General features: G+C 59.4%; 23 protein-coding genes. 8 read left to right on the forward strand and 15 right to left on the reverse strand.

Going from position 1 to position 26,674, the window contains the following annotated elements; translation table 11 throughout:
- Nucleotides 1-24: 24 nt before the first annotated feature.
- From ugpC to PMI11_RS22995, 4 genes are all read right to left on the reverse strand, one after another.
- Nucleotides 25-1,137 (reverse strand): ABC transporter ATP-binding protein, encoded by a 1,113-nt coding sequence (ugpC, locus tag PMI11_RS22980; RefSeq protein ID WP_007821848.1) that lies wholly within the window; start codon nt 1,135-1,137, stop codon nt 25-27.
- Nucleotides 1,138-1,140: 3 nt separating this feature from the next.
- Nucleotides 1,141-2,028, reverse strand: a complete 888-nt coding sequence (locus PMI11_RS22985; protein ID WP_007821849.1) for a carbohydrate ABC transporter permease — start codon at nt 2,026-2,028, stop codon at nt 1,141-1,143.
- A gap of 2 nt (nt 2,029-2,030) precedes the next feature.
- The gene (locus PMI11_RS22990) at nt 2,031-2,924 is read right to left on the reverse strand and encodes a carbohydrate ABC transporter permease (protein ID WP_007821850.1); all 894 of its coding nucleotides are present in this window, start codon (nt 2,922-2,924) and stop codon (nt 2,031-2,033) included.
- Between the two features lie 105 nt (nt 2,925-3,029).
- Nucleotides 3,030-4,253, reverse strand: coding sequence for an ABC transporter substrate-binding protein (locus PMI11_RS22995; RefSeq protein ID WP_007821851.1), 1,224 nt, complete (start codon nt 4,251-4,253; stop codon nt 3,030-3,032).
- A gap of 270 nt (nt 4,254-4,523) precedes the next feature.
- Between PMI11_RS22995 and PMI11_RS23000 the strand changes: the two genes are divergently transcribed.
- Complete coding sequence (locus tag PMI11_RS23000; RefSeq protein WP_244430653.1) at nt 4,524-5,549, forward strand: LacI family DNA-binding transcriptional regulator; 1,026 nt, start codon at nt 4,524-4,526, stop codon at nt 5,547-5,549.
- A gap of 619 nt (nt 5,550-6,168) precedes the next feature.
- Here PMI11_RS23000 and PMI11_RS23005 read toward each other — a convergent pair.
- Both PMI11_RS23005 and PMI11_RS23010 read right to left on the reverse strand, forming a co-directional pair.
- On the reverse strand, nt 6,169-8,478 hold the full coding sequence (locus PMI11_RS23005) for a molybdopterin guanine dinucleotide-containing S/N-oxide reductase (RefSeq protein ID WP_007821853.1): 2,310 nt from the start codon (nt 8,476-8,478) through the stop codon (nt 6,169-6,171).
- Nucleotides 8,475-9,167 (reverse strand): FCD domain-containing protein, encoded by a 693-nt coding sequence (locus tag PMI11_RS23010; protein WP_007821855.1) that lies wholly within the window; start codon nt 9,165-9,167, stop codon nt 8,475-8,477. Before PMI11_RS23010 ends, PMI11_RS23005 begins: the two co-directional genes overlap by 4 nt.
- Before the next feature lie 154 nt (nt 9,168-9,321).
- On the opposite strand from PMI11_RS23010, the gene PMI11_RS23015 reads away from it, so the two are divergent.
- From PMI11_RS23015 to PMI11_RS23040, 6 genes are read left to right on the forward strand one after another with little or no spacing between them, the layout of a single operon-like run.
- Entirely contained in the window at nt 9,322-10,809 is a 1,488-nt protein-coding gene (locus PMI11_RS23015; RefSeq protein ID WP_007821856.1) for an ABC transporter substrate-binding protein, read from the forward strand.
- A gap of 6 nt (nt 10,810-10,815) precedes the next feature.
- On the forward strand, nt 10,816-11,655 hold the full coding sequence (locus PMI11_RS23020) for an ABC transporter permease (protein ID WP_007821859.1): 840 nt from the start codon (nt 10,816-10,818) through the stop codon (nt 11,653-11,655).
- A 4-nt stretch (nt 11,656-11,659) separates the two neighbouring features.
- A complete protein-coding gene (locus PMI11_RS23025; protein ID WP_007821860.1) occupies nt 11,660-12,580 on the forward strand; it encodes an ABC transporter permease in 921 nt (306 codons plus the stop codon).
- Entirely contained in the window at nt 12,577-13,926 is a 1,350-nt protein-coding gene (locus PMI11_RS23030; RefSeq protein ID WP_007821862.1) for a M20/M25/M40 family metallo-hydrolase, read from the forward strand. Before PMI11_RS23025 ends, PMI11_RS23030 begins: the two co-directional genes overlap by 4 nt.
- Complete coding sequence (locus PMI11_RS23035; RefSeq protein ID WP_007821863.1) at nt 13,923-14,909, forward strand: ornithine cyclodeaminase; 987 nt, start codon at nt 13,923-13,925, stop codon at nt 14,907-14,909. The genes PMI11_RS23030 and PMI11_RS23035 overlap by 4 nt, the downstream gene beginning before the upstream one ends.
- A 27-nt stretch (nt 14,910-14,936) precedes the next feature.
- Nucleotides 14,937-15,758, forward strand: coding sequence for a sulfurtransferase (locus PMI11_RS23040; RefSeq protein ID WP_007821865.1), 822 nt, complete (start codon nt 14,937-14,939; stop codon nt 15,756-15,758).
- Nucleotides 15,759-16,022: 264 nt separating this feature from the next.
- On the opposite strand, the gene PMI11_RS23045 is transcribed toward PMI11_RS23040, so the two are convergent.
- Entirely contained in the window at nt 16,023-17,867 is a 1,845-nt protein-coding gene (locus PMI11_RS23045; RefSeq protein ID WP_007821867.1) for an ABC transporter ATP-binding protein, read from the reverse strand.
- A 174-nt stretch (nt 17,868-18,041) separates the two neighbouring features.
- On the opposite strand from PMI11_RS23045, the gene PMI11_RS23050 reads away from it, so the two are divergent.
- A complete protein-coding gene (locus tag PMI11_RS23050; RefSeq protein WP_007821868.1) occupies nt 18,042-19,046 on the forward strand; it encodes a 1-aminocyclopropane-1-carboxylate deaminase/D-cysteine desulfhydrase in 1,005 nt (334 codons plus the stop codon).
- 475 nt (nt 19,047-19,521) lie between these two features.
- On the opposite strand, the gene PMI11_RS23055 is transcribed toward PMI11_RS23050, so the two are convergent.
- The 8 genes from PMI11_RS23055 to PMI11_RS23090 all read right to left on the reverse strand — a co-directional run bounded on the left by PMI11_RS23055 (nt 19,522) and on the right by PMI11_RS23090 (nt 26,635).
- Nucleotides 19,522-20,226: a transcriptional regulator NanR gene (locus PMI11_RS23055; RefSeq protein ID WP_037071965.1), complete on the reverse strand. Its 705-nt coding sequence runs from the start codon at nt 20,224-20,226 to the stop codon at nt 19,522-19,524.
- Between the two features lie 220 nt (nt 20,227-20,446).
- Nucleotides 20,447-21,436 (reverse strand): Gfo/Idh/MocA family protein, encoded by a 990-nt coding sequence (locus tag PMI11_RS23060; protein WP_007821870.1) that lies wholly within the window; start codon nt 21,434-21,436, stop codon nt 20,447-20,449.
- A 145-nt stretch (nt 21,437-21,581) separates the two neighbouring features.
- Nucleotides 21,582-22,409, reverse strand: coding sequence for an aldo/keto reductase (locus tag PMI11_RS23065; RefSeq protein WP_007821871.1), 828 nt, complete (start codon nt 22,407-22,409; stop codon nt 21,582-21,584).
- Nucleotides 22,410-22,492: 83 nt separating this feature from the next.
- Nucleotides 22,493-23,254: a sugar phosphate isomerase/epimerase family protein gene (locus tag PMI11_RS23070; protein WP_007821872.1), complete on the reverse strand. Its 762-nt coding sequence runs from the start codon at nt 23,252-23,254 to the stop codon at nt 22,493-22,495.
- A gap of 34 nt (nt 23,255-23,288) precedes the next feature.
- On the reverse strand, nt 23,289-23,735 hold the full coding sequence (locus tag PMI11_RS23075) for a VOC family protein (RefSeq protein ID WP_007821874.1): 447 nt from the start codon (nt 23,733-23,735) through the stop codon (nt 23,289-23,291).
- Between the two features lie 36 nt (nt 23,736-23,771).
- The gene (locus PMI11_RS23080; protein ID WP_007821884.1) at nt 23,772-24,863 is read right to left on the reverse strand and encodes an ABC transporter ATP-binding protein; all 1,092 of its coding nucleotides are present in this window, start codon (nt 24,861-24,863) and stop codon (nt 23,772-23,774) included.
- Between the two features lie 3 nt (nt 24,864-24,866).
- Nucleotides 24,867-25,760, reverse strand: a complete 894-nt coding sequence (locus tag PMI11_RS23085) for a carbohydrate ABC transporter permease (RefSeq protein ID WP_007821889.1) — start codon at nt 25,758-25,760, stop codon at nt 24,867-24,869.
- Nucleotides 25,757-26,635, reverse strand: a complete 879-nt coding sequence (locus PMI11_RS23090) for a carbohydrate ABC transporter permease (RefSeq protein ID WP_007821890.1) — start codon at nt 26,633-26,635, stop codon at nt 25,757-25,759. Before PMI11_RS23090 ends, PMI11_RS23085 begins: the two co-directional genes overlap by 4 nt.
- Nucleotides 26,636-26,674 lie beyond the last annotated feature (39 nt).

The following is a 26,674-nucleotide window of genomic DNA, read 5'->3' on the forward strand; positions in this document are numbered from 1 at the left end:
GGGTGTGAAGTGAATTCAGGGTGGTCATAGCCGCTGACCGGTTGCCGCGTCGAAGAGCGAGACCAAGGCGGGGTCGATTTCGAAGGTGATATGAGGCGCCTCGTCCAAGCCTTGAAGCGTGTCCACCCGGATCGAGAGGGGATCCTCGCCAAGGCGGCCCCAGAGGAGCGTCTCTGCGCCCATGGGTTCGACCGAGACGATAGGGCTGGACGCCTGAAAGGGTGTTTGGCCAGTAAGGCGCGTTCCGACATGTTCGGGCCGCAGCCCCAATACGGCCTTCCCGCGAACGGGCGTCTCCGTCGCAAAGTCGTAGCCGGTCAGGGGTAGTTCGAACCCGCGCCCGACAAACCTCGCCTCTGCGCCCCGTACCTGTATCTCGCCATCGAAGAAGTTCATGCCGGGTGAACCAATGAAGCCCGCCACGAAGCGGTTTTGTGGGTGCCGGTATATCTCCTTTGGTGTGCCGATCTGGCGGATCACGCCGCCTTCCATCACGGCGATGCGGTCGGCAAGGGTGAGCGCCTCGATCTGGTCGTGCGTCACGAAAATCATCGTCGTGCCCAGCTGCTTGTGAAGCCGCTTCAGCTCTCCGCGCAACTCGGTCCGCAGCTTTGCGTCGAGGTTGGACAGCGGCTCATCGAAGAGGAAGACCCCCGCATGCCGCACCAAGGCGCGTCCGATCGCCACCCGCTGCCGCTGGCCGCCTGAAAGCTGGCGCGGCTTGCGTTCCAGAAGCGCCGTCAGCTGCAGGATCTCGGCCGCCTCAGTCACCCGCTTGTCGATCACAGTCTTGTCGGCGCCGGTCATGCGCAGGCCGAAGGACAGGTTGCCGCGCACCGTCATCTGCGGATAAAGCGCATAGGATTGAAACACCATGCCGATGTCGCGATCCTTGGGCTCGTGCCAAGTAACGTTTTCGTCGCCGATCCAGATCTGCCCGCCAGAGACGTCCCGAAGCCCCGCGATGACGCTGAGCAGCGTAGACTTGCCGCAGCCCGAGGCCCCCAGAAGCACGATGAACTCCCCCGGCGCAATCTCGAAATCCAACTCGCGGATCACGTGAACAGCCCCGTAGGAGACGCGGACCTTACGGACCGAAACGCCCTTGGCCTTTGTCTTTTTAAAACTATTGTCCATGTCTTATCCCTTCAACGCGCCATCGGAAATTCCACGGACGAACCATCGGCCCGAGGCGAAATAGACGATAAGTGGAACGATGGCGGCGAGCATCGTGGCGGCCATATTTACGTTGTATTCCTTCTCGCCGTATTGGCTGGTGACGATGGAGTTAAGCTGCACTGTCATGGGCAAGTTTTCTCGCCCGGCGAAGATCAGTCCGAAGAGGTAGTCGTTCCACGACCCGGTGAACTGTAATATGACGGCAACGATGATGATCGGAGTGGAAATCGGCAGGAGGACGTAAAAGAAGATCGACCAGAATCCACCTCCGTCAACGCGCGCCGCGCTGAACATCTCCTCCGGCACCGCAGCGTAGAAATTGCGGAACAGCAGCGTGGTGAGGGGGAGAGTGAAGCCCGTATGGATCAAGATGATGCCGGTAAGGGTTCCAAAGAGGCCCACCGCGTTCAACATGCGGACCAGCGGGAAAATGAACACCTGGAGCGGCACGAAGGTGCTAATCATCAGTATCGAGAATACGAGTGTTGCGCCGCGAAACCGCCAGAACGACAGCGCATAGCCGTTTATGGCGCCGATCATCACTGGAAAGATCGTGCCGGGGATGGCGATCTTGAAGGAGTTGACAAAGCCGGGGCTGATCCCATTGCACACCCGTCCAGTGCAGGCGTCAGACCATGCCTTGACCCAGGGAGCGAACGTAGCTGCCTTGGGCAGCGCGAACAGATTTCCGGTTCTGATTTCCGACATCGGCTTCAGCGAAGTGATGATCATCACGTAGACCGGCATTAGGAAGAAGGCAGCCGAGATGCCAAGGAAAACATAGATCGCGATACGTGACGGCGAAATCTTTCTAGGCTTTGGTCCGTCGGGAGTGATGGCGGTTGTCATGCTCATTGCCCCTTCGCGGTTCTGAGTTGGTAGAGTCGGAGAACGCACCATGGCAGTCCGACCAGCACGACGATTGTCAGCAACATGATCGTCGCGGCAGCCGTCGCCTGACCCAGGTTCGAGCGCTGGAACAGCATGTCCATCACGTACAAGGCTGGCACTTCAGTGGATATTCCCGGGCCACCCCCCGTCATCACGACGACGAGATCGTAGATTTTGATCGCGGTCAGCGATAGCAGAACTGCAGCGGTCAGGATCATCGGCCGGATCATGCCCGGGATGACGTAGACATAGACACGCCATTTCGCGACACCATCAATCTTAGTGGCGTTCCAGATGTCCTGGTCGATCCCCCTGAGCCCAGCCAGCATGATGACCATGCCAAGTCCGGTGGCTTGCCAGATGCCGGCCCCGACCAACGCATAGATCGCGGTTTGTTCTTTTGTAAGCCAGTCGAACCTGAAATTGCTGATGCCGAAATGGCGAACCGCGGCTTGGATTCCGAAAGTGGGATCGAACAGCCACTGCCAGACGATTCCGGTCACCACGAAGCTCAGCGAGGCTGACATTAAAAAGATGGTTCGGAATCCATCCTCGAAGCGGATGTTCTGATCCAAAAGCACCGCAAGAACATAGCCGAGCGTCAGGCACCCGCCGATGAACAATAGACCGAATATGGCGATGTTGGCGATGGCCATTTGCCACAGGTCGGAATCGAACAGGCGGGCATATTGCTGAAGGCCGACGAAGTCGTTGTTTGGCAATAGCTTGGAGGAGGTAAACGACGTCCAGACTGTCCATGCCAAGCCAAAGCAAATCACAACAGAGACGAAGAAGATCGTCGGTGTCATTGCAATGACGGCAGGCAGTCTCCTCAATCTGACAGGGCGGGCCATAGCGTCTTCCAGTGATATGTGATGGATCATGCCACTCGCGAAAGAGTTGGCGGAGGGCGCCGACGGGTCTGGGAGTACACCCGCCGGCAGGAACTAGGCTTCGGCCTAGTTCGTGGAGTGGAACGTATCGAGCATCGCATTGGCGAGACTGTCCGGCTTAGCCGCCTCGTCACTCCAGTATTTCGAGACAGCATCCTGCATGCCCTGCCGCCGATCCGCGGACAGGGCATAGGGGATCCCTGGAAGCCGCTTGGCCGGATCCTGCAGCACCGCCATGGCCTTCTGCGTACATTCGTCCATCTTGCTCACGTCGGCGTCGAGAATGCTCGGCATCGAACCCTTGGCATTGTTGAAGGCAACCTGCGTGTCTTGTTGCAGCATCACGGAAGCCAGCAAAAGCTGTCCCGGGCGCTGCTTATCAAACTTCGGGAAGATAAAAGCGTCCCCGGTCAGGATGATGCCGTCATTCTCAGGCCCGAGCACGCAACCATAGTCCACACCCGGCTTCTGACCGGCCGCCGTGAATTCACCCTTGGCCCAATCGCCCATCACCATCATGGCTGCCTGACCGGTAGCCACCATATTGACTGCGACGTTCCACTGGCGACCCGGGCTGCCCTCGTCATCATAGGCGCGCAGGCGGCCGAAGATCTCGGCGGCGCGCTTGAAGCCGTCGGACTTGATCGCTGCCTCGTAATCCGCCGTCTGCATCTGCAGGTAGACATCGGGCGCAACACCGGCGAGGATCTTGTTGAACAGGATAATCAGTTGCCAGTCCTGGCCCCCCACCGCAAACGGGATAATGCCCGCCGCTTTGATCTTGTCGAGATCGGCGAACAACTCGTCATAGGTCTTGGGTTCGGTCAATCCCAGCTTGGCGAAGACCGGCTTGGAATACCAAAGCCAGACCTCAGACTGCGCGTTGATCGGCACGGCATAGACATGGCCGTCGCGCGTGATCGCCTTCCACACGAAATCAGGAAGCCGCTGTTGCCACTTCTGCTCGGCAGCAACGGAATCTATGTCAGAGAGCAGGCCCGCTTTGTAAAGCTCGTCCAGATCGGTGCCGGTGCTGAACTTCGCCGCACCCATCGGGTCCCCCGCAACAATGCGCGTCACTGCAGGTGCGAGCGAGTCGCCCGGAACGGCAAAGTCGATCCATTTCCCCCCTTTGGCCTCGTAGGCCGATGCGATGGCGTTCAGGGCCACCGACTCACCGCCCGACACCCAATTGGTATAGACCTCGATACTGAGATCCTGCGCCTGCGCCGACGTTGTCAGAAACAGTGCAGCCAAGCCGCCGAGAGCGGCTTTCTTGCCGTTAAACATTATGATTTCCTCCTCCAAGGTTGCAATTCTTCAGCGGTCCGCCCGGGCGACGGCATCCAGGCAATCAACGCCACCTCTCGCCCTGTGCCTTCTGGCACGCCACTCCTCAATGGCGCCTCATTCGCATGCTCATGTAGTAAGGTTACGTCATTTTCATGTAGTAACGCTACTACATTCCCTTTGCAAGTCATTTGTTGTGCGGTAAGCACATCGTGTGTGACTGACATCCCGGCACGGAGATAGCATTTGACGCGGCAGCGGAAATCGACATTGGCAGATATCGCTGCGAAGACCGGATATGGCACCAATACGGTGTCTCTGGCCTTGCGGGGCAGCACGCGGATATCTCAGGCAGCCCGCGACACGATCCTCAAAGCGGCCGAGGCGCTGGACTACGTGCCGAACAATTCAGCCAAGTCGCTCGTGCTGAAACGCAGTAACACGGTGGGGATGTTGGTCGAGTATTTGACCAACCCGCAGCCGACGGCGGTGGCCACCGCCTTGCAGCGAGAAATGTCAGATCGCGGCTATGGCGTGCTCTTTGCAAGCAGCAGCACACCGCAACAGGAAACCGCCGCAATCGAGATGTTTCGGCGGCACATGGTGGATGGGCTGCTGATCTATCCGGTGGACCACACCAAACTTGGCCATTTGCGCCGGCTGCGAGAGCGGAACTTCCCGATCGTTATGTTGGTCGGTGCACGGGACACGGGCCTCGATGCCGTCGGCGTCGATGAATTTCAGGCCTCTTACGACGCCACGACCCACTTGATCGCACTTGGGCACAAGAGGATTGGCGCGCTCGGGCCCATCAAAGACAAGCCCCTAAAAATTGAGGGATTCCGACATGCGCATCGTGTGCATGGCCTTCCTCTAGACGAACGGCAGATCTACGAGCCCATAGGCTTCAGCATAGCGGCGGGTTTTGAAGGCATGGGCGCGTTGGCTGCGCGCAATCTCGGGCTGACAGCGCTTTTTGCCACATCGGATATGTTCGCACTCGGGGCGATGCGCTGGGCGAAGGTCAATGGCGTGTCCGTTCCCGAACAACTATCCATCGTGGGCTATGATAACATTGAGTTCGGAGAGTTCTCCGATACGACCCTCACCAGCGTGCGCAACGACGGCGCCACTCTGGCCAAAGCTGCGGTCGAACGTCTGATCGCCCTGATGGAGACCGATGCGCCACTACCTCCTCCAACCCTGACGCTCCTTCCAGGTGAACTCGTCATCCGCGAAAGCTCGTCTCGACCGGGGCAACGCGCCTGGGCGTCGCGGCACGCGAGCAAGCGATAAGTGCGCCGGAATGCTGGGGAAAAACTAAGTGATGCCGCACCCCCAGCAATGGGTAGGCTCCCTTCCCTCCAGTTCTGCGCGATGGCCGATTCCACGGTGCGACACTGCCTGTGGAGGGGAGTTCGCGGAAAATCGACGGCGCAGGATCGGTCAGAAAAGAACGAAGCGTATCAGAGCTTTCAGCAAAGCGATCGCGCGGACACGCGGGAGAAAGCGGGAATTCACGTCACACACGAGTGTGTAAGGAAGGACAGCCGCAGTCGCGCCAGCGTTGCGCTGCAGAAGCGGGACCGACTGTCCCGCGACCGAGTGTCCGCTTTCAGGTCGGAATCGCCATCAGTCGCCCCCTCGCAATCGACGACCGGCCTCCAGTCCCTCGTAAAACGCGCCACGGCTACCAGTTCGTATAGGACCCATCCCTCCTCCGCATGTGCGGTGCCTCCCAGTACTCGAAGCGCTGCTGGGAGATGAGCTCCTCATTGACCTCGGCGCCAAAGCCCCAGCATCGGAGACCATGTAATGGGCGCTGCTGCCTCAAGGAGGATATCCTGGCCCGGCGTGAATATGAATCGAATAAATAGATACTCTCAGTCCAAACCTGCGACATCGGGTCCAAAAATCATGATGTAAAATCCGGAGTGTTGAAAGCCTGGACCGGCGGCGGCGGGTCGGAATCGAGTCTACGGATAGCGACCAGACATGTTTGGGCGCTGCAGCCTTGTGACAGCGAGGACGCCGGGATGTCGAGCGTTACGGTATTCGGATTGCCATGCCGCTCAATATTGCTATCACGGTCCATATCGAACCAGGCGCCGGTGGAAAGCCTTAACACACCCGGCATAATCGCGTCTGAAACGACGGCCGCGGAGATCAGCCGGCCGCGGGTGTTGAAGACTTCGACCAGATCACCATCAGCGATGCCACGATCAGCCGCATCGGCCGGACTGATATGGATCGGCTCGCGCCCTGCCACCTTGCCTGCCTTGCTGTGCGGACTGGCATCAAGCTGGCTGTGCAGTCGGCGCACCGGCTGGTCCGAGATCAAATGCAGTTCCTGTTCGCCGCGCGATGCCGCCCCCAGCCATTCCGGCGGTTCGAACCAGATCGGGTGGCCGGGGCAATCGGCGAGTGCGAAGCTATCGACCGTCTCGGAAAAGATCTCGATCAGACCAGACGGCGTCGGAACTGGGTTCGCACCAGGCGCGTGGCGAAACGCTTCTAACATGACGACCGGGCCTGCCTCGGGGCCGAGATCGAAGAGGCCTGCCTTCCAGAATGTCTCGAAATCCGGCATGGCTATGCCTCTGGCGGCTGCATTGTCTCGGCTCACGGCATAGATGCGCCGCAGCCACCCATCCTCGTCGAGGCCTTCGGAGAAATTGATCTCGAGCCGTTTGGCCAGCGCGTCGAAAATGTCGAAATCGTTGCGCGATTGGCCAAAAGGTTCTTCGACCTTCTTCATTGCGACGACCAGATCCTCGCCGCCGGCAGCGGCGATGTCATTGCGTTCCAGCGAGGTCGTAACTGGAAGGACGATATCGGCGAGCTTTGCCGTCGACGTCCAATAGGGCTCATTGACGACGATCGTCTCCGGCTTTTCCCAGGCTTTCAGGAGGCGGTTAAGATCCTGATGATGATGGAACGGATTGCCACCCGCCCAATAGACGAGACGGATATCTGGATAGCTGTAGTTTTTTCCATTGTAGGTGAAGCTGGCGCCCGGATTGAGCAGCATGTCGGCGACGCGCGCAACCGGAATGAAGGTCGAGACCGGGTTCCGGCCCTGCGGGAAAGTGCCGAACTTGAACCGGGCATTATCGTGCCCTACGGAATTCAGTGCGCCATAGCCAACACCGAAACCGCCTCCGGGAAGTCCGATCTGACCGAGCATCGCTGCCAGCGTCACCGTCATCCAGAAAGGCTGTTCCCCATGCACGGCGCGCTGCAGCGACCAGGAGACATTGATCATCGTCCGGCTTGCAGCCATTTCCCTGGCAAGCGAGGCTATCCGGTCGGCATCGATGCCGCAGATTGCGGATGCCCATTCCGGCGTCTTGGCAATGCCATCCGTGTGCCCGAGCAGATAGGGCCTGAACCGGCCATAGCCGGTACAGTGGCTGTTGAGGAAGACGCGGTCTGCAAGGTTCTCGGTCTCCAGCACAAAGGCGAGCGCCAGCATCAACGCCACGTCCGTATTGGGGCGGACCGCCAGCCACTCGCTATCGACCGGCATATTGTCGCAGACCGGGCTGATATTGACGAAGCGGGTTCCGGCCTTTTCCATGGCCCGCATGCCTGCCGTCACCCGGTGGCGGCCAGCCCCTCCCGGCGACATCTGGGCATTCTTCACAGGCACGCCGCCGAAGGTGACGAACAGCGTCGTGTGCCTCGCCATCACGTCGAAAGACGTATGCTGGTCGAGCAGGATTTCGGTCGAGGCAACCGCATGCGGCAGGATCACCCGACCGGCCGCGAGGCTGTAATTGTCAACATGGCTCACATAGCCGCCGATCAGATTAAGAAACCGGTGAACCTGGCTTTGCGCATGATGGAACCGTCCGGCGCTTGCCCATCCGTAGGAGCCACCGAAGATCGCCTCATTGCCGAAGGTCGAGCAGACCCGCTCGAACTCACGGGCGAGAAGATCAAGCGCCACATCCCATTCTACTTCGACGAAGGGCTCACGTCCTCGTAAGTGAGGGCTCGAACCGGGTCCGTTTTCCAGCCAACTCCTGCGGACAGACGGTCTTGCTATGCGCACCTTCTTCAGATCGCCCGACGCCATATGAAGGCCGATCGGCGACGGATCGGAATCCTCTGCGGCGCCCCTTATTGAGGGGCTGCCCACCGGCTGGGGCACGACCTCGTAGACACCCCAATGAGCGGCAGTGCGAATCTTGCTGTTCGATGCCTTGCCGAGGCCCGTCACTTCACGGTCACCCGTTGCGCTTCGCGCTGCTGCAGGGCTTCGATGACGATGCGCGCACCATCCTCTATCGCATGCTCGATCGCCGCGCGGGCTGCATCGGCCCGCTTATGCTGTAGCGCCTGCATTAGGTCGTCGTAGTTGTGATGATCGCCGGATCCCGACTGAGCCTCCGGATAGAGATAATTGAAGCCCGGTCCGGCCCTCAGCCAAAGCATTTCGATAACGCCGAGAAGGGTCGGCATGCGAGCCGCCGCGTAAAGGACGAAGCGGAATTCCTTATTCAGCGTCAGCGCCAGATGCTGGTTCTTTTCTGCCTTCGCGGCGAGGTATTTCTTCAGCAACCCTCGCATCTCGGCGATTTCCGAGCCGTTAATTTTGCCTGCAGCATTATAGGCCGCAAGCCCTTCGACAGATTTGCGGATCTCGGCGATCTCGGAATACTGCGCCACCGTCATCGTCGGCACCCGGAAAGATTGAGCCGGTTCCGCGGCCAGGACACCGGAGGCGGCAAAGCGCACCAGAGCTTCGCGAACGGGTGTAATGCTAATGCCAAGCGAGTGCGCCAGATCCTTCGTGACGAGCCTGGTCCCGGGCTCCAGCCGGCCCTCGATAAGCGCCGCGCGGATTTCATCCTCGACATGCGTAACTAGGCTCTTTCTCGGAGCTGCATTGAACAAAGCTGTACTCACATCACCCTCGTCATTGGAAAATTTGCCTGTTTTTTATCACAGATTCGGAACTGCCCATATCTTGCTCATACAGGATATATCATATATCGTCGCGCTATCAACTGCCGTCCTGCCGGACGGGGGAAATGTCAACTCCGGAGAAGGTGAAGGCCTAATGAAAAGACTAGTTGCTTTAGCTCTCGCGGCATCCATGCTGCTGCCAGTCACCACAGCGACCGCCGAAGCTGCCGATCTCGTCGTCGGCCGCAGCGCTTCCACTACCGCCATGGACCCTGGCTTCCTTCGCGAGGCCGCGACCATCGTCGATAATATTTTCGACACGCTGGTCATGCGAGACAAGGATATGAAGCTCGTACCCGGACTTGCGACCTCATGGACGGCGATCGACGACACGACATGGGAATTCAAGCTCCGCGAGGGCGTCAAGTTTCACAACGGCGAGGCATTCGACGCCGAGGCCGTCAAGTTCACCCTCGACCGCGTTCTCGATCCGGCGGCAAAGTCGCCGACGGTCTCCTACATCCGCACTATCGCCAGTGTTGACGTCGTTGATCCGTCAACCGTCCACATCAAGACCAATGGCCCCGATCCGCTGCTTCCAACCCGCATGAGCCGCTACCCGGCCTATATCGTCCCGCCGAAATACGTCAAGGAAGTCGGCAACGACAAGTTTGCCACCCATCCCGTCGGCACCGGCCCGTATAAATTCGTCGAGTTCATTCCAGACCAGCATGTCATTCTCCAAGCCAACAAGGATTACTGGCGCGGCGCACCGTCAATCGACAAGGTCACCTGGCGCTCGATTCCGGACGGCACTGCTCGCGTCACCGCACTTCTGACCGGCGAAGTCGATATTATCGAAAAAGTCCCGGTGGACTTGCTGCCGCTGGTCAAGGAAAGCCCCGACGCCGATCTCGTGCAGGTAAAGAATGGCGGTCTTACCATCTATCTCGGCCTTACCATGAAGGAAAAGCCGCTGGATAATGTGAAGGTCCGCCAGGCGCTCAATATAGCCATCGACCGCAAATCGATCGTCGATAATATTCTTCAGGGCATGGCGGCTCCACGTGGCACCCAGGTCGGCCCCGCTGACTTCGGTTACAAAGACGTTCCAGTTCCGGCCTACGATCCTGCCAAGGCCAAGGCGTTGCTTGCGGAAGCGGGCTATCCGAACGGCTTCAGCATCAAGATGCAGTCCTCGCACATCTACATCAAGGACAGCGAAGTGGCACAGGCGATCGCCCAGCAATTTGGCGACATCGGCGTGAAGATCGACCAGGAAGTGCTCGATTGGTCCGTCTATGCGCAGCAGGTGCCGCGCAAAGGCCCGATCTTCATGCTCGGCTGGGGTTCGACCCAGACGCTCGATGCGGACGCCGCCGTCTATGCCATCATGAAGACCGGCGAGCCCTACTCGACGGCCTCGATCCCGGAGATGGACAAGCTTCTCGACGAAAGCCGGGCCATCGTCGATCCGGCGAAACGCGAAGCGGTGCTCGCTCAGATTCAGGATCTGGCTGCCAAGGACGTGCCGCTCATCCCGCTTTATCAGGAGGATGCGCTTTACGGTAAGGCGAAATCGGTTACCTTCGAAGGGCGCCCGGACGCGCGTATCCCGATCTTCGACATCAGGAAGCGATAAGACAGCATGACGCGGTTTTGGAATGTCAGGGACAACGCAGATGCGATATTTGCGACGTTCCTTCTGGTCACGGTCCTGGCGCTCTGCCTCTTCGTGCCACTTTTGTGGCCGATCGATCCGGTGCGCGGAACCCTGACCGCGACATTCAAGCCTCCGCTCTCCGTCATCGGCGGAGAACTCCATCCGCTCGGAACTGACCAGCTAGGGCGGGATCTTCTCGCCCGGCTGGGTCTCGGCACGTTGATCTCGCTGTCGATCGTGATCGCGGCATCTGCCATCTCCGTTGTGCTCGGCACGACGCTCGGCATGATCGCCGGTTATTATCGCGGCTGGTTCGACATCGTCATCATGCGCGCCGTCGATGTTCAGCTCGCCATTCCCTTCATCCTGCTCATCCTGTTGATCGTCGCGGTGATCGGGCCTAGCATGGCCAACCTGGTCGTGGTGCTCGGTATTACTGGCTGGGCTGTGTTTGCCCGCGTCGCTCGCGCCAAGACGCTGGAAATTCGCGAACTGGAATATGTCGATGCGTCCCGCTCGATCGGACTGCCGGACAGGACGATCATCTTCCGCCACATCCTGCCGAACATCGTCGGGCCGCAGACCGTACTGATGACGCTGGACCTGCCGCGCCTGATCATCCTGGAAGCCTCGGTCGGCTTCCTCGGTCTCGGCGTGCAGCCGCCGACACCGACGCTCGGCAATCTGATCGGCGAAGGCCGCTCCTATATCCTGCTTGCCAACTGGCTCGTTCTCTATCCCGGCCTCGTCATCGGGGCATTGGTGATCGGCTGCAATCTCATCGGTGACTGGCTCGTGCGGCGCGCCGACAGCAGGAATGCCTGACGATATGAAAACAGCGAGCTTCATCACCGGACGAGCGCTGCAGGGCATCGTCGTCATGTTCGGCGTCTCCGCTATTGTCTTCTTCGCCCTGTTCCTGACCGGCGATCCGGCCGCCCTTATGATGTCGCCCGATGTATCGCGTGAAGAAATCGAGGCCTTTCGCCAGGCCATGGGCTTCAACGATCCGATCTGGTTACAATATGGCCGCTTCCTGGCCGGCGCGCTGAGCGGCGAGCTCGGCATGTCGCTGCGCTTCCACCGTCCAGCACTTGATCTCCTGGTCGAACGCCTGCCGGCGACGGCGCTGCTAGCCTGCACGGCACTCGTCTGGAGTTCACTGCTCGGTTTCCTGCTCGGCACGATCGCGGCGGTGCGCAAGAACAGCGCCATCGATTTCGCCATTCGCGTCATCTCGCTGCTCGGCCAGGCGATCCCGGTCTTCTGGCTGGCGCTGCTGCTGATCATCTTCTTCTCTCTGACGCTGCGCTTGCTACCATCAAGCGGCATAGGCAGTGTCGCGCAGCTCGTCATGCCGTCGATCGCGCTCGGCGCCTATTACTTGAGCGCCATCACCCGGCTGGTGCGCGCCAGCTTGATCGAGGTTCTGGGCGAGAACTATATCCGCACCGCCCGCGCCAAGGGCATTTCCTCCTGGCGCATCATCGTTCACCATGCGCTGCGCAACGCGCTGATCCCTGTCATCACCGTGCAGGGCATGTATTTCGCCTCGCTGCTCGGGGGCGCGCTGGTGACGGAAATCATCTTCGCCTGGCCGGGCATCGGTCGTCTGGCCGTCGAAGCCATACAGAACCGCGATTTTCCGGTGGTGCAGGCCGTCGTCCTCTTCGCCGCTGCTGTCTTCGTTGTCGTCAACTTCCTTGTCGATCTCGCTTATGTCTGGCTCAATCCGAGGATCCGGCTGTGATCTCGGATGGTATCTTCGACGCAGCACTGGGGCTGACACGCCACTGGTGCGCAATCCGCTCGGTGAAGGGCGACGACGAGGCTCTTGCGCGACAGGCGAATGATATTTGCGGCTGGCTGAAGACCGAACTCGGGGCGACAATTGTCTCCGCCATCTCCCCGCGCGGCAGGCAGCCGGTCATCCATGGGCGTATCGATGTCGGTGCGCAGACGACCGTCATCCTCTACAACATGTACGACGTCATGCCGGCGACGTCTCAGGGCTGGTCGGTCGATCCTTTCGCTGGCGGCATTATGGACCTACCGGAGATCGGCAAAAGCTTCGTTGCCCGTGGTGCCGAGAACAACAAGGGGCCGCTCGCGGGCATGCTTCTGGCCGTGAAGGCACTTGCTGATGCAGGAGAGCTGCGCGTCAATGTCGAGATCCTCATCGATGGCGAAGAGGAAAGCGGCAGCCGTGCAATGCGCGATTACCTAGCCGACGATGCCTGCCCGGTGAGGCAGAGTGTTGCCGCCATCTTTCCGTCCTTCTGCGAATACGGCGGCGGTCCACCGCGGGTCTATCTCGGCTTTTCCGGCATTGCCAAAGGCGAAGTCCGTGTCGAAGGCGGCGAATGGGGAGGACCGAAAGCAGCCATCCACTCCAGCAACGCACCCTGGATCGCCAATCCCGCCAGCCGGCTGGTCGAGGCCTTGTCGCTGACCGGCACCCCCCCGACCGGAGAACTCGGCAGGATCGGAATCGACCCGGAGGCCGCTGACATCATCGCGACGCTCGCCGCAGCCTTCGATCCGGCGGCCGAACTGCAGTTTCGCAAGACGGAACGGTTTTCGCTGGACGGAGACGGCAGATCCCTCCTCGAACACGTCCTGGCGACGGCATCCTTCAACATCTCCAGCCTCGAAACCATGCCGCTCGCCGCCGATGGCGTTATACCTTACGGCGCCCGCGCCGGCTTCGAACTGCGCGTCCCGCCGACGCTCGATCCGGCCGACTTTCTGGCCGACTATCGCAACGCACTTAGGACGACTTCAGGTGCCGTGCTGAATGTTGCGGACAGCTATCCCGGCCATCGGTTTTCCGCGGATGCCCCGGGTGTCGCACCGCTTCTGAAGAGCTACGACAAGACCGCCCTTGCCGCGCCACAGGTCTGGCCCTGGGCGATCGGCGCCGCCCCCGCCTATGCTTTTGCGCGGCATGCGAAGTCCTTCCTTCTCGCCGGTGCCGGTCGCGGCGGCAATGCGCATGGCATCGACGAGTTCATGACGCTCGAAGGATATCGCCGGTTCATCGAGTCGATCGCCCTCTGGCTAGACCTCGTTGCCGACGAAGCGGATGCCCCATGAACGCGATCCGCCATCTCTCCCGCGCCGACGCAATCGAGGCAGGCGCCTTGGACTGGACAGCCGCCATCGAGGACGTACACGCAACGCTCCGACTGCTGCGCGATGGAAAGGCCGGCATGGTCGCCGAAAGCGTCATTCCGCTCGGCGCCGATCCCCGCTACAGGGCCTATGGCCTCCCCGCCTTCGTCGGCGGCGTCTACGACGCGACCGGCCTGAAATGGACGGTCCATCGCGCCGAACCGGTGGGCGACCTTCCCAGTATCAGCAGCACCACATTCATCAACCGCCTGACCGATGGCGCCCCGCTCGGCACGGTCGAAAGCGCGCTCCTGACCCGCATGCGCACCGTCGCCGTCTCGGCCGCCGCGATCCGCGGCCTGATGCCGAACGCTTTGAAATCCGTCACTATCCTCGGTGCTGGCGCACAGGCGCAGACGCATCTGGACATGCTGCGCAGCCTGTTTCCGGACTTGGGCGAAGTCCATCTCTGGAACCGGACGAGAACCCATCTCGATACGTTGATCGAGCAGGCGGACCCAAACCCGATCACGCGGCTCATCCCGCATGATCGCTTGCACGAGGCGTTGGAAAATGCGGATGTCATTCTCTGCTGCACCTCGGCGCCGGAACCGTTTCTCGACGCCTCCGCCGTGGGTGCCGGCCGGCTGATCATGCAGATCGGCTTCAACGAGGTGAAATTCGAGACGATCGCGGCGACGGATTTCGTCACCGTCGACCTCTGGGGCGATTTTGCCGATAAGAGTGCAAAAAGCCTCTTCCAGATGTATCGCGCCGGCCAGTTTGCGCCCTCGCGTGTCGCGGCGGACCTACCGGCCATCGTCCTCGATGGCTGGCAGCCACCGACAGGTGCATCGCTCTATTTCTCGAGCTTCGGCCTCAACGTCTTCGACATTGCCTTTGCGGCGCGTCTGTTGCGACGGGCAAACGAACTCGGGATCGGCACCGTGATGCCGGCCATCTGATGCCTATTGCAAGGAAAGGACCCAGTCATGATCATCACCGCCGAAGAACTGCTGAAGGCACTCCCGCAAGGACAACTTATCCCAGTCGACGTTCGCCCCGAAGCCGCGTGGCGCGAAAAGACGCTGCCAGGTGCCATCAATCTCAACGTCTATGACTACTTCATTCCCCAAAGCGATGAGACGGGGATAAGAGGCATGGCGGCGGGTGCGCGCGAAGCCTTCGAACGGCTCGGCATCGGTCAGGGACGCGTTCCGGTCTTCTTCGAGGAACAGACCGGCATGATCTCGCCGCGTGGCCTCTGGTTTCATGAACTGGCCGGTTTCGATGGCGGCCTCGTTCTCGACGGCGGTATCCAGGCATGGGAAGCTATCGGTGGTGAGGTCGCACCGGCGACCGGCGCCACCGACGCCATCCGGCAGTCGGATACCCCTCCGAATGGGTTTCGGCGTGAACTTGTCGCCTCGACCAACGAGGTTCTCGGCCATTCGGACCGCAACGCCGTCATTTTCGACGTCCGCCGGCGTTCGGAATTCGAAGGTACCTTCCTGCATCCCTGCTGCGCCCGGCCCGGCCGCATTCCGCATTCGCATTTCGCCTTCTACGAGGACATGCTGCGCGACGGCAAATATCGCCCCGCCTCCGAGATCCGCGAAATCACCAAGGCCGCCGGCCTGGCGCCGGATCGCCAGATCATCACCTATTGCCACCGCGGCGCCAGGGCCGCCACCGCGCTCTACGGCCTCAGGCTCGCCGGCTTCGACAAGGTGAAGATCTACACCGGATCCTGGCACGAATGGGCCGGCAATACTGCCCTGCCGATCGTGATCGGACCCGCCGAAGAGGTTTAAAGCCAGCTCTGGATCTCGATCGGGCTGCCGTCTCTGAACCTCGAGAGGCGGAATGGCGGCGGATCTCATGCGCGCGCAGTATCAGCGGCAGTTCGCGCTCAGGTCGCGGCCGGCGAGCCGCACCCAGCCCCCGTGTCGACCGGACTGTTCACCGCCGACCAATCCCTTTTCGAGCAGCAGCACCGTGACGCGGCGGCAGGCTCGATCCCAGGCGGCCTAAAACACCGATAATGCCGCCGCCGACGATCGCGACTTCCCCTGCATTTACGCGGCGACCGCACCAGTACCCCATTCATCGCCCCAGACCTGCACCCTATGTCCCGGAGAGACTTCGAGATAGTCCCGCTTCGGGACCACGTAGGAAGTCGGCCGGATCGGGCTCTTGATCTCGTCGTTGCTGAGCCCTCGCCGGATACCGCGGCGCGACGGGTCGGGAACCGGAACCGCCGCCAGAAGGCGCTTCGTGTAGGGATGTTGCGGGTTTTCGAAGATCGACTGGCGCGGCCCGATCTCGACGATCTCGCCGAGATACATGACGGCCACCCGGTGGCTCATCCGCTCCACCACGGCCATGTCGTGGGAGATGAACAGATAGGCGAGACCGAGGCTTTCCTGCAGGTCGAGCATCAGGTTGATGACCTGCGCCTTTATCGAGACGTCGAGCGCCGAGACGGCCTCGTCGGCCACGATGATCTGCGGCGCCATGGCGAGCGCACGAGCGATGCAGAGGCGCTGCCGCTGGCCGCCGGAAAATTCATGCGGGTAGCGGCCTGCCATATCCGGCTGCAGGCCGACCCTGAACATCAGGTCGGCGACCCGGTCTCGCGCGTCGCCCTTGCCAGACGCAATGCCGTGGGCCAGCAGGGGTTCCGCAACGGCATCGCCGACTTTTATGCGCGGGTTGAGGCTGGCAAACGGATCCTGGAAGATCATCTGAATATGCCGACGCATGGCACGCATTTCCGCGCCCTTGAGATCAAGGATCTCCTTGCCGTCGAGCTTGACCGAGCCGGAATTGGCGTCCAGCAGCCGCGTGATCGTGCGTCCGGTCGTCGACTTGCCGCAGCCGGATTCCCCGACAAGCGCCAACGTCTCGCCGGCTTTCAGATCGAAGGACAGGTTTTCTACCGCATGCACGCGTCCCGACGTCGCCCCGAGGAAACCTGCGCCGACGTCGAACCGGGTTACGAGGTCGCGCACCTGGAGAAGCGGGAGCGGTTTGACGGAGACGGTATCGGCAACCGGAGGCACATCGACCGGCACGCCGCTTTCGACATCGATCAGCGGGAAACGCGCCGGGCCGGATGCGCCCTGCATAGAGCCGAGTTTCGGCACGGCGGAAAGAAGCGCCTTTGTATAGGCGCGCTGCGGTTGATCGAAGATCGCCTCCGTCTCGCCGCGTTCGATCGCCTCGCCCTTATACATGACGAGCGTCCGGTCGGCGATCTCGGCAACGACGCCCATGTCATGGGTGATGAAGAGAACGGCCATGCCATCCTCTTCCTGCAAGAGCTTGATGAGTTCCAAAATCTGCGCCTGGATCGTTACGTCGAGGGCCGTCGTCGGCTCGTCGGCGATCAAGAGTCGCGGCCGGCAGGCGAGTGCCATGGCGATCATGATGCGCTGGCGCATGCCGCCGGAGAGCTGGTGCGGATATTCGGCGAGCCGCGTGCGGGCGGACGGGATACGCACCTTTTCGAGAAGCCCGAACGTCTCCTTTGCCGCATCCCGGAAAGGCAGGCCGCGGTGGGCGACCAGCACTTCCGATATCTGGTCACCGACAGTCAAAGACGGATTGAGGCTGGTCATCGGCTCCTGAAAGATCATGGCGACATGGTTGCCGCGGAGATTGCGCATCTGTCGCTCCGGCAGGGTCAAAAGCTCCTGCCCATCCAGCCTCACCGAACCCTCGATCCGGCAGTTGTCCTGTCCATAAAGCCGCATGATCGACAATGCTGTAACGCTCTTTCCTGAGCCCGACTCGCCGACCAGCGCCAGCGTTTCGCCGGCGGAGACATCGAAGGACACTTCGCGGACGACCGGCAGCCAGACACCCTTGCGCCGGAACGAGGTTTTCAGGCCAGAAACGGTCATTACAGGTTCGGCCATGTCCATTCCTTTCATCGCGAAAAGGCACATGCATACCCATCTGCCCCACTATCTTGCATGCCATAGATAAAAGCATCTTGCCAGGGTAGATATAGGATATATTATATATCGCCGTAGAACGGAGCCCTCCTTTTCGGGGCGATCCGCCTCGGCAGCGATGAAGGAATTCCGCAGATGAAGCTCGAAGAAATCCCCCGGCTCTCCCTCGGCTACCTGCCGACCCCGATCGAACCGATGGAGCGCCTCGGCGCCGAAATCGGCATCGCCCTATCGGTCAAACGGGACGATTTCACCGGCTTCGGCGGTGGCGGCAACAAGGTCCGCAAGCTGGAGTACCTGATGGCGGATGCCGTAGCGCAGGACGTCAAGGTGCTGATCACCACCGGCGGACACCAGTCGAACCATGCGCGTATGACGGCGGCCGCTGCCCGCAAGTTCGGGATGAAGCCGATCCTCGTGCTTCGGGGCAATCGTCCGGACCAGTATCAGGGCAATCTCCTGCTGGATCATCTGTTCGGTGCCGAGATCGATTTCCTCGATCCGGATGCCTATTTCACCGAAATCAACCCGCGTATGGACCACCATGCCGCGGAAGCAGAAGCCCGCGGCGAGAAGCCCTATATCATCCCGCTCGGCGGCGCGAGCGCGCTTGGCGCGATGGGTTACGTCAATGCCGTCAAGGAACTCTCGGAACAGTACATGGCTTCCGGCACGCCGGCGCCGCAATATCTCGTCGCCCCGGTCGGTTCCGGCGGCACTCTGGCAGGCCTTCACATCGGCTGCTCGCTCTATTGGCCGAACACGGAAGTGGTCGGCATCGCCGTCACCGGCAGCGCCGTTCCGTTCAGTGACCGTATCGCCGCGATGGCCAACGCCGGCGCTGCGCTTCTTGATCTGAAGATGCACTGGACTGCCGCCGACATTCGCATCGAGAACGACTATATCGGTCCCGGCTATTCAATCCCCTCGGAGGCGGGCAATGCGGCGATCAAGCTCGCCGGCAACCGCGAAGGCATGCTTCTCGATCCCGTCTATACCGGAAAGGCCTTCGCCGGCATCATGGGATGTGTCGAGAACGGTTCCATCGCCAAGAGCAGCTCGGTGCTGTTCGTCCATTGCGGCGGCTCCCCGGCACTCTTCCCCTACGCAAGACTTCTGACCAGCGATCTGGCGGGCTGAATGCATGGTCCACCGGCATCTGCCTGTTTGAAGAAGAAAACGGGCAAGACGTTCTGACGCCGGAGAAGCCCTTCACGTCCGCCATCGAATACATCGGGTCAGCGCACGTCGAGTGTCACCGTGGATAGCCATTTCGCTCTGTTGAATTCCGGCCTCATGCTCGGCCCCAGCCAAGCCAGGGCCTGGCCGCTGCCGCCTTGCACTGGCTCGCGGATCGCAGATCGCTCCAGCAAGACATCGGAGCTCTCTCGACGGATAGTCCGAACAACCAGCGCCTATTCTAGTCTTTACGTTAGCAGGGAGGGAGCGCGGCCACCCATGTTGAGTGGCTGGAGGTTGCTCTCAAGTTTGAAGCAAACCACTAGTGAACGTCACGAATCTCGAATTCCGCCCTTTGTCAGATTGGGAGAAACCAAAACAAAGCATCTGAAACCGGCGCGACCGGAGCGGTTGAGGCCGCCGCGCGATTCAATATCTACCAGGTGTAAAGCGACCACGATCGTTCCAGGTGCTTCAGCATTTCTGCATCAGCACCTTCCTCGTCTTTGGCCGCAAGCCGGTCCAGGATCCTTTCGTGCTCGACAAGCGTGAACCTTTCCTTCTCGGGCCAGACCAGCATGTCCGTGTGATAGGCCATGACCCACGAAACCATAGCTTCGCTGACGGCCACGAACAGCGGATTGCGCGAGATTTGGGCAATCCGCGTATGAAACTGCCTATCGGCGGAAATGAATTTCCCTGAATCGCCGAGCGCACCGCGCTGATGATGAAGAATCTCTTTGAGATCCGTGATGTCATCAACTGTCGTCTTCGATGTCGCTTCACGGGCCATTCCGCGCTCGAAGAATATGCGGGCAGACTTCAGATGCTCCAAGGCCCCGGCTGACTGCGACAGCATCACCCTCGCCGTCACATCAACCTGACGGAAGATTGAATTCGCGGTCAACTGCAACACTTTTGCCCGCTCGCCGCGAGAAATGCTTACCAAACCTATCTTGCCGAGAGAGCGCATCGCCTCGCGTATCGTAGCTCGACCGACCCCAAATCGTTCCATCAGAAGACCTTCGGACGGCAGCTCGTCCCCAGGCTTCAGTTCCCCGGTCGCAATCATTCGCTCCAGTCGGGCAAGAACCTCATCGGACAATTTTCGACGGATGATCTGATCGGTTGATGAGGTAATGCCGCCCCTCTTGCTCAACGCCTGCTCCCTGGATCTTCTTGGCTAATCGAGAAGGACCTCACGGGACAATTCCTGTTCGAGGAAGGGAAAAGCCAGCAATTTTCCTTGGATCCGTCCTTTCAAAACCTCCTCCGGATTTTGATTTAGAATGCCATGCTGTAACGCTAGCGAGCATTGAGGCTTTCCGACCTCCTTAAAGCTTTTCTCTCGAACATCCGTGCTACCTCCTGGCCGGCGCGGGCCACGGTCTGACAACGCCCGCAATTTCATAGATCCGATCGATCGCAATCATATTGCCAATTGAATCTTGTCCTCCTGTCGGCAGGGGCACGCGGGTGTCGATTGCATTGAGAAAGGCCGCGATCTGGTAATCGTATGTCGTACCTCCCGCGATCGTGTACTCGCTATATCGACCCGACAACCATTCGCGCAACGAATGCCCCCGGTGCGGCAGGCACGGGTTATCGAGTTCAACTATCCCTTTTTCGCCCTCGACACGAAGCAGACTGCGCGAGGGTGGATCCTGAATATCGGCGATCATGGTTGCCGACGTATCCCCGCCAAACCTCAGCTGCGCTTCTATTCGCGTGTCGGAACCCAGAGCGCAAACGCGCGCACGTGCCGAAATAATTTCGGGCTCACCTTCCATAAAAAAAGATCGGAGCCAGTGCAGGGGATAACAGCCCAGATCCATCAGAGCACCGCCGCCAACTGACGGGTCATAGCGAATATTCTTTGGATCGTAGGGAATCCCCACCGAAAATTCCGCCTGAAGGATACGAATTGCGCCAAGGCGCGGCTTAAGGGCGAGAAGATGGAGGAAGACTGGATGGTATCTGTCGTGAAATGCCTCGGCAAAAACGCGACCCTGCACTTTGGCCTCGTTGACCATCGCCAGTGCCTCGGCGGCATTCATTGCCACCGGCTTTTCGCAAAGCACGTGTTTGCCTGCTTGGAGCGCTTTTATGGTCCATTCAGCATGGCCTGACGGCGGCAAGGCATTGTAAACTATGTCAATCGCGGGATCGCCAAGGAGAGCTTCGTAGCTTGTGTAGTGAGTTGGAATTCCATGCTTCGCCGCATATGCAACCCCGACGTCTGCGCGTCGAGAAGCGACGGCCGCCACAGAAACATCAGAGCGACGCCGGGCTGGCAGAATGATGGCGTTCGGCGCAATGCCCGCAGCTCCTAAAATTCCGATTTTGTGCACGTTTCCTCCTTACTGACATCTACCGACCTCGCAGCTCGGTCTCACACCGCAGTGAAGCTGGCGAAACATCCACTATCGGGCATGACGCACCCATCCATAGTTGTCGACATGCCGCTGATCAGTCGCCATGGAACGTCAAATTACATCACCGATCCCAGAAAGTGGCGGCTGGCTTGATCATTCGTCCCCCGCGTTCGCAGGCCCGGATCGCAGCGATATCATCGGCCGACAAGCTGATTTCCGTCGTCAGGAAGTTTGCTCTCATCCTTTCTCTGTTTCCGGACGCCGGAATGACAACGAGCCCCTCACCAAGCAGGAATGCCAGCGAAACTTGGGCAGGCTCGCATCCAATGCGAGCGGCAATCTCCACAATCGTCGGGTCGTCCCCAACCTTCCCTTTTGCGAGCGGCATATAGGCGGTGACCACGATTCCTGCAGCTTCGCAGTGTTTGCGAAGATCCCGGTTTTGGAGAAAAGGGTGTACTTCGACCTGGTTGGTGGCGAGTTCACCCTTGCCAAGGATTTCCTGAGCGCGGTCAACCATCGCTTTCGTAAAATTCGAGACCCCGATCAGCCGTGTGTATCCAATTGACTTGGCCTCGCCCAGTGCTTCCACATAATGGTCGAAAGGAACCGCGTCACCAGTAGACGGCCAATGAATGAGCAAGAGGTCGACAGCGTCGACTCGCAACTTGTCCAGACTTTCGCGCACGCTCGGAAGGAAAGTATCACGGCCTAGATTGTCTTCTGCCACCTTGGTCGTAATAAAGACGTCAGGGCGCGCAAGGCCGGATCGTGAGACAGCGCGACCGACCGATTCCTCCGTGCCGTACGTCTGGGCGGTGTCGAGATGCCTATAGCCGATTTCCAGGGCTGCAGAGATGGTCTTGACGCCCTCGTCGCCGGTCCGGGCCCACGTGCCATATCCAACTTGCGGAATACCGTTGAGAAGCTGCATGGTTTCAACTTTCATAGATTTCAGGCGTGTCCGACTGGCGAACTATCGATAGGGCGCGTCACCTTGAGGTGCCGCGCGCTGCTCGTCGCTTAACATCATCAGGCGGCTTCAAGGGTCTTGAGATAACCGAGACTTGCTTTGATCGACGCGGCGGGATCTTTCGGCTTGTCATGCTCGACAACAAGCCATTGTGCACCTGCCTTCAGCGCCTCCCCCTTAAACCGCTTCCAGTCGATGATACCGGATCCGACATCCGCCCATCCGCCTTCATCCGCTTTCTGTCCCTCAGGAACCACGTCTTTAACATGCACGGCAAGAAGACGGTCAGAATAGCGTTTCAACCATGTCGATGGGCTTGCGCCAGCTCTTACGACCCACGCAATGTCAAGTTCCAGGAAAAGGGACTCGCCCGCATTGTCGAAGATGTGTGTGATCGGCAAGGAGCCGTCCGCGAGCGGGCTGAACTCCCAGTTATGGTTATGATATCCGAGCCTGACACCTTGGCTGCGCATCCATCGCGCCAAAAGCCCCAGCTCGCGTCCTCGCGACATCCAGTCGCTGACGGTTCCCGTTCGCTCATCGACGGGATGAGCGGGCATGAAGACGTGATGGAGGCCAAGCAGCTTCGATCCCTCAAGGATCCACGCCTGCTTCTGGCGAAGGGCGCCAAGGCCAATATGAGCTCCTGAAGCTTTCAGGCCGCGGGCATCAAGCTTTGATTTCGTAGCCTCGGCGTCCTCAACATGGCTTTGTGTCAGTTCCACGGCTTGATAGCCAGCGGCCACGACCGCATCGAGGATGGTATCGAGACTTCCAAGATCTCTCAGGGAGTAGAGCTGAACGGAAACAGGATTTGTCATGATGATTTAACCTTTGAATTGCAAGGGGATGAAATCAAGCGGCGTTTGCCTGGGCGAGACGCTTGATCGCCTCATACTGCATGCAGTCGGGGTTCATCTGCATCAGCTCGTATCTGTTTCCATCCGGATCGGCGATCCAGGCCTGCCGGTTTCCGTCAGCCCCGCCCACCAATGGCTGGATGAGCGGAATATTCTGTTCCGCGAGCTGGCGCACGACCTCGTCGACATTGTCCACGGTGATGCAGATGTGGTTAAGACCGATCGCTTCGCGTGGCGGTGCAGCGTCGCCTACGGCATAGGGAAAAACTTCGAGATATTGCAGATCATTGACCCGCAGATAGACCAGCCACAGATCGCCGTTATCGCGGTGAAGTCGCAACATCTCCTTGAACCCGAGCTTATTGCAATAGAAGTCGAGTGAAACATCGATGTCCTTGACGCGAATGGCGGCATGGCCGATACCAGTTAACCCTTTGATCATATTGTTCTCCTTGCTTTGAATAAGACGTGGCGACCGTCAAATCCTGTCGCCCGTCGAGGTGTCGAAGAAAGATGCATCAGCGAGATTGAACCCAGCGAGAATATTGTCACCCGCCCTGATCGGCAGGTTTGCTCTTACCCGGATGCACACTCTCTGCTGTCCGAAGAAGCACCACAGGAGTGCTTCACCACCGAGCGGTTCACGCAGTTCAACGGTGCCACTCCAGGTCACCTCTTTCGGTCGGGCGTCCTCGCTGACGCTAATGTTCTCCGGCCGAATGCCGAGGGTAATGTTGCCTCGCAGGTGCGACCCCTGCGGCAGTAAAATGTCGGCTGCTTGGGTCTTAAGGATACCGTCCGCCACCGTTCCAGCCAGAAAGTTCATCGATGGCGAACCGATGAACCTGGCCACGAACATGTTGGCAGGTTCGTTGTAAATGACTTCCGGCGAGGCGAGCTGCTGAATGACGCCCCCCTTCATCACCGCGATGCGATCCGCAAGCGTCAGAGCTTCAACCTGATCATGCGTCACGTAAATCATCGTGTTGCCGAGACTTTGATGCAGTCTCTTGATCTCGACCCGTAACTCCGCACGCAACTGGGCATCGAGATTAGAAAGCGGTTCATCGAACAGAAAAATATCGACTTCGCGGACCAATGCCCGGCCGATAGCGACGCGCTGGCGCTGGCCACCCGAAAGTGCGCTTGGCTTGCGCTTGAGAAGAGGCGTCAATTCAAGGATTTCCGCCGCTCTGCTGACGCGGCGCGTTATTTCTTCCCGCGGCATACGAGCAACGCGCAGCCCAAACGACAAGTTCTTCTCCACCGTCATGGTTGGATAGAGAGCGTAGGACTGAAACACCATGGCAATGCCGCGATCTTTGGGCTCCAAAGCGGTGACATTTCGGCCTTTCATGATGACGTCGCCGCGCATTGCGTGCTGTAAGCCAGCAATCGTGTTCAGCAAGGTCGATTTGCCGCATCCGGACGGCCCAAGCAGGACAATGAACTCGCCGCCGGCGATCCGTAAGTTGAGCCTCTCAATGACGTTAAGGCTGCCGAACGCTACGGTGAGATTACGGATTTCGACGCCTGCCGCCTGACTGTCTGATATCGCTACACTGTTCATGAATTAGCCTTTGATTGCGCCGCCAACGATGCCGCGGACAAACCATTTTCCAGAAAGCAGGTAGATGGAGAGAGGCACCAGTGCGGTGAGCAGCGTCGCCGCCATCTCCATATTGTACTCCCGGGCACCCATTTGCGACTGGAGGATGTTGTTGAGCTGAACGGTCATGGGCTGATTTTCCATGCCTGCAAAGACCAGTCCGAAGAGGTAATCGTTCCAGACACCCGTCGCCTGCCAGATGACTGCCACGACGATGATGGGTGGCGAGAGCGGCAGAATGATCTGGAAGAAAATTCGAAAATAGCCCGCACCATCGACACGCGCGGCCTTTATCAGCTCCAGCGGCAGGCTCGCATAGTAGTTGCGGAACATTAGTGTGGTGATCGGCATGCCAAAGATCACATGGATGAATATGACGCCAACCATGTTGCCGTAGAGCCCGAGGCTGGCAAATATGCTGACCATCGGGAAGATGAAAACCTGATACGGGATGAAGATAGCAACGACGAGGATGCCGAAAATCAGGTTCATTCCCGGAAATCGCCAGAAGCTCAGCGTATAGCCTGTGATTGCACCGACAGAACACGACAGGATAACCGCCGGAATGGTAATCTTGACCGAGTTCCAGAAGCCGGCGCTGATTCCCTCGCAAACGGAGCCGGTACAGGCAGTCGACCAGGCTGCCACCCAAGCGCCGAAGGAAGGTGCAATAGGCCACGACAAGCCGTTGCCTGCCCGGATTTCCGGCATTCCCTTAAGCGAGGTTGCGACCATCAAGTAGATCGGAACCAGGAAGAAAAGCGCTGAAATCAGAAGGAAGGCGTATATGCCGATGCGGTGAATGGGAAAGGCAGGCTTTCTTGCCGTGGTCGCCGCCGAAGACAGAGTGATGATCATGCCAATCCCCTAACGCGCCGGCGTTGCCACGACTGCCAGTAGAGATACGGAGCCGCGATGCAGACGACCGTGATCAGCATCATCGTTGCCCCAGAGGCCGCGAGCGCAATATTTGAACGCTCGAAGAGGTTTTCCATGACGAACTTTGCCGGCACTTCGGTGGCGGTTCCCGGGCCCCCGCCGGTCATGGCAATCACCAAGTCGTAGTTCTTCACGACGCCTGCTCCGAGAAGCACAACGCTGGTGGCGACCGAAGGACCAAGCATGGGAAGAACGACACTGAGGTAGCTCCGCCAACGGGGTATCCCATCGACGCGCGTCGCTTTCCAGATGTCATCATCCACGCCACGCAGTCCGGCCAGAAGAAGAACCATCACAATGCCAGTTCCGTGCCAGATAGCGGCGAGGATCACAGCGTAAAGCGCAAAAGAGCGGCTGGCGATGATACTAAACTCAAATCCGGCCCAGCCGAGATCCTGGACGAACTTTTGAAGCCCCAGTTGCGGGTTGAGATACCATTGCCATACGGAGCCCGTGACAATGAACGACAAGGCATGCGGGAACAGGAACACGGTCCGAAACAGCGACTCGAAACGGACGCGCTGATCGATCAGGATAGCAAGGATGTAGCCAAGCAACAGGCACCCGGCAATGTAGCCGAGACCGAAGACCAGCATGTTCTGATAGGAGATCAGCCAACGAGAATTGGCAAACAACTTGAGCCAATTGGCGATCCCGACAAATTCCCAGTCGGGAACGCTTTTGGATGCGGTGAAGGAAACCGCGACGGTCCAAAGCAAACCTCCGACAAATACGATCAGAACCAGTGCAATCACCGGTGCCATCGTCAGTTTAGGTGCAAGACTACGGGACACGCGGCTCCTCCTGAGAACGTGAACAATGGATAGATCAGG

This window comes from Rhizobium sp. CF142, assembly GCF_000281145.1.
Classification (GTDB): Bacteria; Pseudomonadota; Alphaproteobacteria; order Rhizobiales; family Rhizobiaceae; genus Rhizobium.